We start from the raw sequence: 12,918 nt of genomic DNA, 5'->3' as shown, positions 1-12,918 counted from the left end.
AAAGTATTAAGTCTTTTTTATTAAGTCCGGTCCAAATATTCAGTCTCATTCAAAATCTCTCAAGCTGATTTTCATATTTAAAAGCTGAAATCATTGAAATATGCAATATATTTTACCTGCCAGGGCAAATCATGTTCATCCCAGCAGCATTCTGTCATTGTCCAGTTTCGTGCCGCTCTTGCTGCCAAATTGCTCTATCAGCCGCTCCACAGTCATCTCTTCCCTCTCCTTGCCCGATATGTCAAGTATAATGCGGCCTTCGTGCATCATTACCGTTCTTGTGCCGTAATCAAGCGCATCCCGCATATTGTGGGTTATCATAATGGTACATAGCTTTTCCTCGGCAACAATCCGGCGGGTAAGCTCCAATACCTTGGCTGCTGCAGACGGATCAAGGGCTGCGGTATGCTCGTCCAGCAGAAGGAGCTTCGGCTTTACTATGGTGGCCATAAGAAGGGTAAGAGCCTGGCGCTGCCCTCCGGAAAGCAGTCTGACTTTCTGGGTCATCCTGTCTTCCAATCCTAATCCCAGAAGGGATAACCGCTCTCTGAACATATTATAATCGGATTTTTTTATCCCTGCGCTTAAATCCTTTGGCTTGCCTTTTGCATAAGCTATGGCCAAGTTTTCTGCTATGGTCATGTCATAAGCAGTTCCCTTCATCGGGTCCTGAAAAACCCTGCCGATATACCTTGACCTCTTATATTCCGGGCTGAAGGTGATATCCTCCGAATCCAGCAGTATCCTGCCCTTATCTATGTCATACACTCCGGATATGCAATTGAGCAAGGTGGATTTACCTGCACCATTGCCCCCGATCACGGTTATAAACTCCCCTTCGTCCAGAGTGAGGCTCACATTGTCCAACGCCAGCTTCTCATTTATGCTGCCTTTGCCGAAGATTTTGCTGACTTGCTCTATTCTCAGCATCCGAATCATACCCCCTTATTTTTGCTCGCAGCCGCTATCCTTTTTCTCATCAGATTCAGACGATCTCTTACTGCAGGGATTGATAATGCTGATGCAACTATTATGGCTGAAATCAGCTTCAAATCCGTCGCAGGCATGCCAATTTCCAGCGCTAAGGCTATTACAAGCCTGTAGATAATAGCTCCCAGTACCACCGCTAAAAGCCTGCGGAGCAATGATTTTATACCGAAAATCGCTTCCCATATCACTTCCCCTATGATTACGGAAGCCAGGCCTATGGTCACCATGCCTATGCCCATACCCACATCTGCAAAAGACTGGTATTGAGCTATGATAGCTCCGGATAGCGCCGTAAGGCCGTTAGCGATAGCCAGTCCTATGAGCTTGGTGGTGTCGGTATTCACCCCAAGGGCTCTCACCATATCTTCATTATCTCCGGTTGCCCGTAAGACAAAACCCAGCCTCGTCCTCAGAAACAGGAAAAGGGAGATAAGCAATACCAGCAATATTCCGGTGCATATTATCAGGTAAATGTTATCCTCCAAAGCGGTGCCTTCGAAGGGTGTAAAAATTGTAGGCTTGTTGTTGAGCGGGATGTTCGATTTTTTTCCCATCACCTTTATATTTATTGAGTACAGCGCCAGCATCATAAGTATACCTGCCAGCAGCGGCTGTATTTTGAGCTTCGTGTGAAGAAGCGCAGTAATACTGCCTGCCCCGGCTCCGGCAATAAATGCAATAATCAAGCCCAGGACGGGATAACCGCCTGTGCACAAGACCGCCGATATGGCGGCCCCCAGTACAAAGCTCCCGTCCACTGTCATATCGGGCATATTGAGAGTTCTGAAGGAGATGAAAACTCCCAGCGTCATTATCGCATATATGATGCCCATCTCTATAGATCCATGTAAAATAGCAATTAGCGCCTCTAATGTCATTGACATAACCTCTTTTGGATATTATTTATACAGCTTAGGAATGAATTCAGCTAACTCTGAAATGGATGATTGTTATTCCGAAAGGATTCAAGGCACATAACAATCAATGCATCCATTATTAGCTGAATTCAAGCAAATTTATATAGTATATATACATCCGGCTTATTCACCAAAAATCTCTGCCGCTTCATTGAGCACATCTTCGGGAATTGTAAGTCCTATCTCATCGGCCGTGGCTTTGTTTATATATATATCCACTTCGGTCATTATCCGCACCGGCATATCCCCAGGGTTTTTGCCCTTTAATATTTCTGCGGCCATATCGGCTGTTTCCCTTCCCAGGACAGGATAATTAATGCCGTAAGTCGCCAGTCCGCCGTCCTTCACCATGGAATCAGCTCCTACATATACCGGTATTTTCGCCTTGTTGGCAATCTGAGCCACCACAGGCATGGCCGAAGCTACGGTGTTATCAATAGGAGAGAATATGGCATCAGTTTTCCCCACCAGGGACTGTACAGCCTGCTGCACTTCGGATGAGCTTGTAACCGTCGCTTCCACAACCGTCAAGCCATTGCTTTTTGCAAATTCCTTCAAATCATTGATGACAGAAATCGAATTTATCTCACTGGAATTATATAAAGCTCCAATCGTTTTTATTTCCGGAGTTATACGCATTGCCAGTTCCATTATCTTTGCAGCCGATACGGCATCGGACGTACCGGTAACATTGCCGCCCGGTTTTTCCAGGCTCTTCACCAGTTGTGCGGAAACAGGATCTGTTACCGCTGAGAAAAGCACCGGTATATCCTTTGTCTCTCCTGCAGCCGCCAGAGCTGACGGTGTAGCTATAGCAACAATAAGGTCATATTTATTGGTAGCAAACTTCTTCGCTATGGTTTTTAAGTTTGTCTGGTCATTCTGCGCATTCTGGTAGTCTATGGTTATGTTTTCACCATCTTTGAAGCCATTCTTCTCCAATTGCTCGATAAAGGTCTCTCTAATAGTATTAAGAGAAGGATGCTCAACTATTTGAATAATGCCTATTTTCTTTTTGCCATCTTTGGAAGCCGATGAATCATCCTTTTCTTTTGAAGAACACGCCGACAGGGTTAATAAAGTTCCTGCCAGTAAGCAAATTGACAAAACTACAGTTAATAATACTTTGATTTTTTTCATTGAAGATACCTCCCTAAATATTTATAAATCGTATTTGAACCGGCCATAAATCAGATTGGAGCTTTTGGTATGGCCGTGGTCCATAAAACTTCCCTTCTGGCAGCCATGAACGGCTCCGTTTCAGCGAAGTTTCGATAAAATAGGGATCTTCCCTGCAAGCCTTTTACCCACCTGCAGTTATGGGTAAAAGGTTCGAGTCGGTATCAACGCATATAAATCAAAAAACACCTGTCCTAATACAAGGACAGGTGTAATAACCTGCGGTGCCACCTTAATTGATGCATTGAGTCGCCTCAAAGCATCCCCTCTTGCAGGGTGCCAACACACCCCTTGCCATTAACGCCGGCTGCGCGTCGAAAGCTACTTGGGAGCAACGCCCTTTCGCCCCGCCCTCAGGGGCCCATTTGTCCGCTCCGTTTCCTGCCGGGATCCCAGCTACCCCGACTCTCTGTGAGGCTGGTTTGCGGTTTTACTTCCCCTTCATAGGTTTCAAGATTTTAGTTCATATTATCATATTCATGATATGATGTCAATGTGAATTTTTATCATGGCTTTGACCGTATTCCATCATCGCATCAACCACTGCAGTCCAAATATTTGCAGAAAAATAGGGATAGGTAAAATACCCGTCCCTATTTTCCAAGCAGCACCAATTCACCTTATAAGGAAGCCAATTGGTTACATCATTGTTTTTAAAAACTGTCATCCACATGTGCCGGATATGTCAGTATTATTTCCTTAACTTTATCATCATCTTTTATCTCCGCCGGATTGGTCATGCCGTCATCGATATCGAAGTTAAAGGCCATGGCAGCGCCTCCCTCCACCTTAAACCATCCTATAAGCTTACCTCCATGAATGCTTTCCGGCTCAATGTATTTAGGCCTATAGGTCTCAAAAACGGTCTTTGCGGCGTCACCAACCTTTACTCCAAGATTGGTTTCCGCCTCAGGGGAGGTAGCCCTTATTTCAAGAACTTCCGATGAATCCTTTCCTATATATACGGAAATCCCTGTATCATATTTCCAGTGATAATAGGTTTCAGGGAAATGTCCTGGCTCTTCATAATACGTTTCCTTGTAATCCTTCCCCAAGACTTCCACAACTTGTTCCTTTGAATCCCCCAAGCTTATACCTGCCAGGCTTGGCTTCACAGCCGCGCTGTCTTCGCTCTCATTGCTTTCCTTCCCGGTATTTTCGGATACCGAAGTATTGCTCCCTCCAGCATTGCCCGTTTCCGCAGCACTGCCTGATTTTCCTTTATTGCTTGTTTCTCCCGGACTGCTCTCTCCTGTGATGCTTTTTCCGGCGGAACCGTTGTTTGCAATATCATCTTTAAAACTGCATCCTGCTGCGGTTAATGCCAGTACTGCTGCTAAAGATAAGGCTGCAATTCTTCTCATGTAAATTTCAACTCCTGATAGCAGATTTTAAGTATACGTATTATATAGACTGATTTTTAATGCTTTTTGTTCCCTAATTTTATACTCCTTTCATGCTCAGGGATATTCTCTTTCTCTGCACATCCACATCCAGGATTCTGACTTTAACAATATCGCCCACCGACACCACTTCCATGGGATTTCTTACATACCTGTCGCTAAGCTCCGATATGTGCACCAGGCCGTCCTGATGGACACCGATATCCACGAACGCTCCGAAATCGGCAACATTTCTGACCGTGCCTGTCACCACCATGCCGGGTTTTAAATCCTCGATATGCATTACATCCGTCAGCAGTATCGGCTTGGGCAGTTCATCCCTGGGGTCTCTGCCCGGCTTCAGGAGTTCATTGATTATATCCGTAAGGGTAGGTACACCGACGCCCACCTCTTCCGCTACAACTGCGATGCCTTTTTTCTCAACCTTTTGCTTCAGGTCGCCGAGATTTTTGTTTTTTACATCCTCCAAGGTGTATCCCATTATCTCGAGGAGCTTTCGTGCCGCTTCATAGGATTCCGGATGGACTGAAGTATTGTCCAGGATATTATCGCCGTCCGGTATTCTTAAGAAACCGGCGCACTGTTCAAAGGCCTTTTCCCCCAGCTTTTTCACATTTTTCAGTTCTTTCCTGTTTCTGAACTTTCCGTTCTTCTCCCTGTACTCCACAATGTTTTTGGCAAGGGTGGCGTTGATGCCCGAAACATAGGACAAAAGTGAAGGGGAAGCGGTATTGAGATCCACTCCCACATTATTGACACAATCCTCCACAACTCCGCCCAATGTCTCACCCAGCCTTTTTTGATTCATATCATGCTGATACTGGCCTACTCCGATCGCTTTAGGATCTATCTTGACCAATTCCGCAAGGGGGTCCTGAAGCCTTCTTGCTATAGAAACAGCACTTCTCTGCGCCACATCAAAATCGGGAAACTCCTCAGCGCCTAATTTGGACGCCGAATAAACCGACGCTCCTGCTTCGCTTACCACCATGTAATAAATCTTTCTGTCTATCTCCTTGAGCATATCGGCGATAAATATCTCCGACTCTTTTGATGCGGTACCGTTTCCAATGGATATCAGGTCCACCTTATGCTTTTCTATCAGATGCTTTAATATTTTTTTAGCTTCCTCCACCTTGTTTTGCGGTGGTGTAGGATACACTACCGTGGTATCCAGCACCTTTCCGGTTTCGTCTATTACGGCGATCTTGCAGCCCGTCCTGTAGGCCGGGTCCAGCCCCATGACAACATGTCCCTTTACAGGAGGCTGCAGCAGGAGGTTTCTTAAATTCTCGGCAAAAACCTTCATAGCCTGTTCCTCAGCAGCTTCCGTCAGCTCATTTCTCACTTCCCTCTCGATGGAAGGCGCGATCAGGCGCTCGTAAGAATCCTCTGCCGCCCGGGCAACATATTCCGATGTGACGGACACGTTTTTACCGACAACCCGAGCTTTCAGATAATTGATTATCTGCTCTGTGGGAACATCTATTTTTACCTGAAGGAATTCCTCCTTTTCACCCCGGTTTAAGGCCAGTATCCTGTGCTTTGCGATTCTGGACACCGGTTCCTTGAAATCATAATACATCCTGTATACCGAATCCTCTTCCTTTTTAGCCTTGGATACGATCACACCTGATTTAAAAAACATATCCCTTATGGCTTTTCTGTATTCCGCATTATCGGATATATCCTCGGCAATAATGTCCATAGCTCCGTTTAAAGCGTCTTCAACAGTGTTTACACCTTTTTCGGGGTTTATGTAGGGAGCGGCAATATCATCAATGCTTCCGCTCTTTAGTTTCTGGGCATAAATTATCTGGGCGAGAGGCTCCAAGCCCTTTTCTTTTGCCACTGTTGCCCGGGTTCTGCGTTTTGGTTTGTACGGTCGGTATATATCCTCTATCTCCTGAAGGCTGACAGCTTTGTCCAGGGCCTCGGAAACTTCCGGAGACAGCTTACCCTGCTCGTCAATCAGCCTCCTTACGTCCTCTCTTCTCTCTTCGAGATTCCTCAGATATACCAGCCTTTCGTGAAGCTCTCTCAATACCTGGTCGTTAAGTTCCCCGGTAGCTTCCTTCCTGTATCTTGCTATAAAGGGTATGGTATTGCCTTCATCTATCAGCTTCACTGCATTTTGAACCTGAAAGGGCTTAAGATTGAACTCATGGATTAATTGATTGATAATATCTCCCATATAGTTTACCTCCCGCTATAAGTTTATCTAAAATTCTTCTATTATTATCTCTTCCATAAACTTTTCGACCATTCCCCGGGTAACAAAACCGATCTCGTCAAACTGCGTGTTGGCCAACGCACACGCGGTTCCCAGCCTCAGCATGTCTTCCGGTCCCCGACCTTGGGATAGCGCTGCAGCCAGACCTGCCACCATGGAATCCCCGGAGCCTATAGTATTTACAACCTCTATTTCCGGTGTCCGGGAATAGAGCACTTTATCCTCCGACACCAGCAGCACACCCCTGCTCCCCATGGAAGCCGCCACCAGACTAATGCCCTCTTTTAGTATATCCCTGCATGCCGCAATCACATCATCCAAATCCACAAGCTGCCTTCCTGCATACTCGCCCAACTCCCTGAGATTAGGCTTGATCATATAGGGCTTTGCCTTAATGCCTGACTTTAAGGTCTCACCGCTGGTATCCAGTATTATTTTTATATCATAAGGTCTGGCCAACTCTATCATTTTAGCATAAAAATCCGTCGGGACGCCATCGGGAAGGCCTCCGGAACAAACCAGCACATCCGTACCGGGCAGTAGGGTCTTATACAGCGCGAGAAACTCGTCAGCCTTCTGTTGGGTTATATGTGGTCCTATTTCAAGAATCTCCGTTTCGGTACCTTTTGCCCTGTCAATTATGTTGTTGTTTGTACGGGATTCACCTTCCACCTGAACAAAATTCGTTTTAACCTTCATTTCTTTCAGCCTGGCCTCCAGCCACTCACCCGTCCCTCCGGCTTTAAAACCTGCGGTGCACACATCTTCTCCCAGTATTGCCGCAACTCTGGCCACATTTATGCCCTTGCCGCCTGCCGATGTTTTCACATTCCGTACCCTGTACAGCTTGCCGGCCTCAAAATTCTCCACGAAGTATATTTTATCCACGGCCGGACTGAGCGATATCGTTGTAATCATTTCCTCATCCCCCTGTTATCCGTCAGGCAATAGACTCTGAATCTATTTCCAGCTCTTTTATCTTCCGGGTCATCGGTCCTTCCTGCATCCGGATCAAAAAGCCTTTCTTAGTTTAACATAAAATTATATCACCTTACTATTATATATTAAAATCGGAATTGCCGATGGGTAAATTCGAGATGGTTGGTAAGGGCCTGTTAAAAACGGACTGGAGCGCAAATAGAGGAAAATGGCAGTCATTATTCCCCCTATAGGCATCAAACTATTAATCCTTTGAGATTATCTACAGATTTGCAGTGGATAGTTGAATGGGATAGGGAAATGATACTGTAAAAATATTGGCAAGAATATTAACAAGCAATTTTCCCCTTTATACGGGCACTGCATTCAAAATATATTATCAGAATTCCTATCATATTACTATGCTTTTGTTAATATATCTGCTATAATACTATTTGAAAATTTTATAGGTGAGGAGCAAAACCGGATGAAAAACACGGATTACATAAAAAAATTCACATTTTTTTCAGACCTTCAGGAAGACGACCTGGCCAAAATTGCAGCCATAGCTATAGAGAGAAATTATAAAAAGAACATGGTGGTTTTTATGGAAGGTGAGCCGGGCGAAGCCTTTTATTATATAAAATCCGGCAAAGTAAAGGTTTTCACTACCTATGAAGACGGTCATGAGCACATACTTTATATCTTCGGAGAGGGCGACGTTTTCGGAGAGGCGACTCTTTTCAACAACATACCCTATCCGGCTTCAGCTGTCGTGTATGAGGATGCGGTGATTGGGATTATAAAAAACAGGGATCTTGAACGGCTTGTAAAGGAAAATTCCGAGCTTTCCCTAAAGATCATTAAAATTCTTGTGAGCAAGCTGGTGTTTGCCCAACAGAAAATAAGGGAACTGACCTTCAATGATGTATTCTCCAGGACAGCTTCCCAGCTGATAAAATTGTCAAAGGATTACGGAAATAAAAAGGATATAGGGCTCGAGATCGGCATACAGCTGTCCCGGCAGGAACTGGCAGATATGATCGGTTCCACAAGGGAAACCGTATCAAGAGTGATAAGCCGGTTTAAGAAGGAAAAGGCCATTACCGAAAAGAATGACCGGATAGTGATCATAAATGAAGAAAAGCTGAGGTCATGGATATAAAAATCCGGATATAACACTCAAACATGGTTCCATTAGAATTAAGCCACAGGCAGGAAAACGACGGATTTTTAAGCATCTGCCGATATGCAGGCAGGATCATCTATTACATGTAAATGCTTACGCTCCCTTTTAAACAACGTAATTAGTGCTTTAGCGACAGCTTGCTCCTGGTGGCCTCGTCGACTTCCTCAATCTCACCTTTAAGGATGCTGAATATGAATTCCTTCTCCAGGCCGGTAGCTCTTACATAATCATCAAAGTTCATATTGCTGCTGGCATTGCGTATGGTTTCGATAAGCTCGTCGGATTGATTCATCTTAACTCTTTTCATATTATCCGTCATATGCTTTCTCTCCTTTTACACCTTTTTCAGTACATAATTAAATATCCCCACTCCATTAATTAGAATGGGGAAAAAACTTATTTCTTCTTTTTCTTTGCAGTTCTACCCTTTTGCATATAATCCTGGGCAAATTCCTCAGAAGCGTTTTCTCCTAATTGATCGTTGTCAAAAGTGGGTTCCTGCTTGGTATTGTTTTTCTTTTTCATTTTGTCGCCCATTAAATTAACTCCCTCCCTAATTGATATTATGGATATTAAGGGCTAAAACATACTTTGATATTTTTTCCACAAAGCTTCTCCAATTATTTATAACCAGGAGAGATAAAAATGCATTGAGCAGGAAAACTTCTCACTATTAATTAACTTTCCGAGGCTGTTTATTCACTGCTCCTGGTGTTCTCATCCTTATTGCCCACGTCAACTGGGATCATTCTCATCCAGGTAAAGCCTTGTTACCCGCGTGGACTCTCCCCTTCGGATTTCATCCTCCGTAGCCTTCTCTCCAAACTTGGCATCACTGAAACCCGGAGCCACCTTTGGCTCTTTTGATTTTCCGCTTTTCACCTTCTTTTCCCTTCCATTCATATAAAGGATCACTCTCCCTTTTATATTATCTCAAATTCACCATTATTTATTCTTCTTATACCAGGACAGCCCTCCAGTTCCTCTGAAAGCTTTAAAAGCGCCGAATCCTTGTTTTTTGCCTCCAGCATAACATCAAAATCCCGGCCTGTCTTTTTTGCAATCTCCAGAAATTCCGTAAACTCATTTAAATCGATGTTGTCGGCATGGCTTCTGAAGTCTTTTTCGCTCTTAGGGCTTGAAAAATGTATCTTGGGTGGAAAAGCTTCATTGTCCCAGGTGCCGAAAATTTCCTCCAGCATATCCTCCAGCTTCTCTCCGTTGTTTACACATTTATGATGATGAACATCAAGCACCATGGGAGTCTTCAACTCCCTGCAAAGCTCAAGGACGTCGTATGCCGAATAGGACTTGTCGTCATTTTCGATGATTATCCTCCTGCGAATCCTGTCCGGAAGGCTTTCAAAATTCTTTTTAAACCTTTCCAGGGATGATTTTTTATCTTTATACAGCCCTCCCACATGGAGAACCAGTTTATATTTATAATCCTCAAGCCCCATAGCTTCATAGATCTTTACATGATAGTCCAGATCCTTTACCGCATCATTAAAAACATCCTCCGAAGGCGAATTGATGATGGTAAAGTGGTCCGGGTGAGCGCTTACCCTGAAATCATTTACCTTGACCAAATCACCTATTTTCCTGAACTCTTCACGAAAATCCTCCGCATAGTCCCAGCCCTCAATCAGCGGGTGCGTTGCAAGGGGGACCAGCTTGGATGTGAACCTGTATAATTTTATATTCATAGCCTGGTTGTAAAGCAATATTCGCCTGGTATTCTCCAGGTTTTTCAGCGTAAGCTTTTTTAACCTGAATTTTCCGGCTTCCTCATCCAGCTTTTTAAATGCTGTTACCGTCACCGTGCTGGACGGTGAGCAGTCATGCAGGTTTAGAGTCATTGCTACATAGCCAAGTCTGATAATCATATGATAACTCCCGCTTGTTGTAGGTTATTTCAATGACAGGCTTGTTGAAGTTACTCATGCCTGTATACCGACTGATCTTAATCGATGTATCCCGGCAAACGCTTTTGTTTTCCGGCTTGTTTACTTAAAACCGGCATTATTTTATTAGTATAACCACATGCGGCAAAAAAATAAGAACTGCCAAAAACAGCTCTTATCTGCGGTGAATCCTCATATTAAAACAAAGCTCTTATTTTACAGTTCTTTTATGGTAATATATGGGGAACAGCAGGTGCTAATCAACAATTTAAAACCTGTTATGAACATATGCAGAAAGCGCTTATTAGCATTTAGGCCACACCTTTCAGTACAAATGGAGGATAATAACATCTTTAAACTTCATATTGAAATATATTCCATAATATGCGATGATATACAATAAGTATCCGTCAATGTTTTATTATTTATTATACTATTGATGTGAACTTGATGGCTAACCGATTTTCGAAGTGAGTGATAATTATGATTGATTGCCCGAATTGTGGAAATATTACAAAAGATAATGTAAAAATATATAATGAAAGCTTGAGGAAGCAGAACATAAGTATTTCGCCCATACTGCCCACTTGTAAACTCTGTGGAGCAGAAGTGGCAGTCACTCACACTTGTAACGGAGGCAATATCATTGTTCTCAATGGCACCTGTGGCAGCGGTAAGACTACCATTGCAGAGCTTTTTGCCGATAAGGGTTGGCTTACCGTTGACGGCGATTGTGCTATACAATCGCTCCGACATAAAAAAGGAACCAAACAGTATGAATGGAACGAATTGACTGAGGAAATCATATGCGAAATTGATATCCTATCATTATTCTGTAAAAACATTGTCTTGTCCCATGTTATTTTGCCAGAAGATTATAAAAAGTTTGTAGAAATATTTGAATCCCGAAATCTTAAATACAAGTTAATTCTTCTTAAACCCCAATATCAGGTTGCCGTAGAACGGTGTCAGACAAGAACTTGCCATACCAGCATTACACCGGAAAAATGGATAAAGCATTTTTACGATGTTTTGGTTTTTGATCAGCATCAATTTGACATTATAGATAATTCCGATATGACAGCAGAGGATACCATAGAAAGAATACAGGATTTGGCATACCGAGGATAGAAAATAAATAAACTGCTAAAAGCAAAAAGCATTGGAACAAGATGTAAAGTTGGCTGTTGTACCTGTGAAATGTACTATGGAGTTACTGGTAGAATACGGCTGCATGATGTTGGTACCACATCGGCTCTTAGGAATGAGGTGTCATAACTGTCAGCAGACGCTGCAGACGCATTAACACAGAATCAGCAGCGCTATGCTTTTTCAGGCAATCGGAGTAAAATCGCAGGCGGCAAAAATTGCCGCCTGCCGTGAGATTTCGTACAGCCTATTTTCCAGCCTTGACTACCAACATGAAAGAATCTTCATCATAGAGAGAATAATTAAAATCCCCGAAAAACTCAACTTTTTCAAAACCCGCCTTATTTAAAAGCTCACGCATGGTCCCGCTCATGAGAGGCAAAAGCTTAACGGAGTTTTTATACTTTAAAGGTTCCCTTCCATTCCTTATAGTCAAGGTGGTGTTAAAATTTATATATTTCCGGTCATCCGTAAATTCATATTTCCTCAGGAACTCCAAGCCAATATCCTCATTGATGATGGGAGGCAGCTCATCAACGTTATACTTTATAATCCTGTCATAATTGATAATCTGCAGCACCAGGGCCCCTTTATCTGACAGGAGCTTATTCATCTGCTTGAGAACCTTCAGAATCGCATCGCAGCTTTCCAGGTGTACAATGGAGTTCCCTATGCAGAATATGCAGTCAAACCCAGGGGACAGCTTCTCTTCCAGCTCTTTCATGTCGCATCTCAATACATCGGCTGAAAGCTTCTCCGACTGCAGCTTTTGCTTTGCCCTGTTCACCATTTCCGCATCAATGTCCACCGCTGTAAGCTCATATCCGCTTTTCGACAGCTCTGCGGTATAGCCTCCGGAACCGCATGCCACATCAAGAACCCTCGCGGGGGGAGTCCCGGCCGCCTTCTTGATAAAATTCAGCTGTGACTGTCCTACAGGAAAAATATAATCGTAATATTTGCTTATTTGCTCGTAAAAACCCATATTCTTCTCCTTGTAAACCAGATATAATGCATCTCTTCATTGAATATCAAG

At 43.6% G+C, this 12,918-nt stretch carries 13 protein-coding genes; 2 read left to right on the top strand and 11 right to left on the bottom strand.

Features of this window, described 5'->3' with window-relative positions:
- Nucleotides 1-135: 135 nt before the first annotated feature.
- From CDO33_RS03575 to pfkB, 6 genes are all read right to left on the bottom strand, one after another.
- The gene (locus CDO33_RS03575) at nucleotides 136-930 is read right to left on the bottom strand and encodes an ABC transporter ATP-binding protein (protein WP_103080813.1); all 795 of its coding nucleotides are present in this window, start codon (nucleotides 928-930) and stop codon (nucleotides 136-138) included.
- A gap of 5 nt (nucleotides 931-935) precedes the next feature.
- The gene (locus CDO33_RS03570) at nucleotides 936-1,868 is read right to left on the bottom strand and encodes an ABC transporter permease (protein WP_103080812.1); all 933 of its coding nucleotides are present in this window, start codon (nucleotides 1,866-1,868) and stop codon (nucleotides 936-938) included.
- A gap of 162 nt (nucleotides 1,869-2,030) precedes the next feature.
- Nucleotides 2,031-3,047: an ABC transporter substrate-binding protein gene (locus CDO33_RS03565; protein ID WP_103080811.1), complete on the bottom strand. Its 1,017-nt coding sequence runs from the start codon at nucleotides 3,045-3,047 to the stop codon at nucleotides 2,031-2,033.
- A 692-nt stretch (nucleotides 3,048-3,739) separates the two neighbouring features.
- On the bottom strand, nucleotides 3,740-4,450 hold the full coding sequence (locus CDO33_RS03560) for a hypothetical protein (protein ID WP_103080810.1): 711 nt from the start codon (nucleotides 4,448-4,450) through the stop codon (nucleotides 3,740-3,742).
- 79 nt (nucleotides 4,451-4,529) lie between these two features.
- Nucleotides 4,530-6,683, bottom strand: a complete 2,154-nt coding sequence (locus CDO33_RS03555) for a Tex family protein (protein WP_103080809.1) — start codon at nucleotides 6,681-6,683, stop codon at nucleotides 4,530-4,532.
- Nucleotides 6,684-6,710: 27 nt separating this feature from the next.
- Nucleotides 6,711-7,640 (bottom strand): 1-phosphofructokinase, encoded by a 930-nt coding sequence (gene pfkB, locus CDO33_RS03550; RefSeq protein WP_103080808.1) that lies wholly within the window; start codon nucleotides 7,638-7,640, stop codon nucleotides 6,711-6,713.
- A gap of 487 nt (nucleotides 7,641-8,127) precedes the next feature.
- Between pfkB and CDO33_RS03545 the strand changes: the two genes are divergently transcribed.
- Nucleotides 8,128-8,805, top strand: coding sequence for a Crp/Fnr family transcriptional regulator (locus CDO33_RS03545; protein ID WP_103080807.1), 678 nt, complete (start codon nucleotides 8,128-8,130; stop codon nucleotides 8,803-8,805).
- A gap of 142 nt (nucleotides 8,806-8,947) precedes the next feature.
- On the opposite strand, the gene CDO33_RS03540 is transcribed toward CDO33_RS03545, so the two are convergent.
- The 4 genes from CDO33_RS03540 to uvsE form a co-directional block, all read right to left on the bottom strand.
- Nucleotides 8,948-9,148, bottom strand: coding sequence for a hypothetical protein (locus CDO33_RS03540; protein ID WP_242973527.1), 201 nt, complete (start codon nucleotides 9,146-9,148; stop codon nucleotides 8,948-8,950).
- A 77-nt stretch (nucleotides 9,149-9,225) separates the two neighbouring features.
- Nucleotides 9,226-9,366: a hypothetical protein gene (locus CDO33_RS20730; RefSeq protein WP_161496452.1), complete on the bottom strand. Its 141-nt coding sequence runs from the start codon at nucleotides 9,364-9,366 to the stop codon at nucleotides 9,226-9,228.
- Between the two features lie 198 nt (nucleotides 9,367-9,564).
- The gene (locus tag CDO33_RS21050; RefSeq protein WP_170045771.1) at nucleotides 9,565-9,732 is read right to left on the bottom strand and encodes a hypothetical protein; all 168 of its coding nucleotides are present in this window, start codon (nucleotides 9,730-9,732) and stop codon (nucleotides 9,565-9,567) included.
- Between the two features lie 20 nt (nucleotides 9,733-9,752).
- A complete protein-coding gene (uvsE, locus tag CDO33_RS03535; RefSeq protein ID WP_103080806.1) occupies nucleotides 9,753-10,715 on the bottom strand; it encodes a UV DNA damage repair endonuclease UvsE in 963 nt (320 codons plus the stop codon).
- 501 nt (nucleotides 10,716-11,216) lie between these two features.
- Between uvsE and CDO33_RS03530 the strand changes: the two genes are divergently transcribed.
- Nucleotides 11,217-11,864: a dephospho-CoA kinase gene (locus CDO33_RS03530; RefSeq protein ID WP_103080805.1), complete on the top strand. Its 648-nt coding sequence runs from the start codon at nucleotides 11,217-11,219 to the stop codon at nucleotides 11,862-11,864.
- A 265-nt stretch (nucleotides 11,865-12,129) separates the two neighbouring features.
- On the opposite strand, the gene CDO33_RS03525 is transcribed toward CDO33_RS03530, so the two are convergent.
- Nucleotides 12,130-12,867: a class I SAM-dependent methyltransferase gene (locus tag CDO33_RS03525; protein WP_103080804.1), complete on the bottom strand. Its 738-nt coding sequence runs from the start codon at nucleotides 12,865-12,867 to the stop codon at nucleotides 12,130-12,132.
- Nucleotides 12,868-12,918 lie beyond the last annotated feature (51 nt).

The sequence above is a fragment of the Clostridium thermosuccinogenes genome (assembly GCF_002896855.1).
Taxonomy (GTDB): domain Bacteria; phylum Bacillota; class Clostridia; order Acetivibrionales; family DSM-5807; genus Pseudoclostridium; species Pseudoclostridium thermosuccinogenes.
Note: the sequence above shows the minus strand (reverse complement) of the source record. Positions and strands in the feature narration are given on the sequence as shown.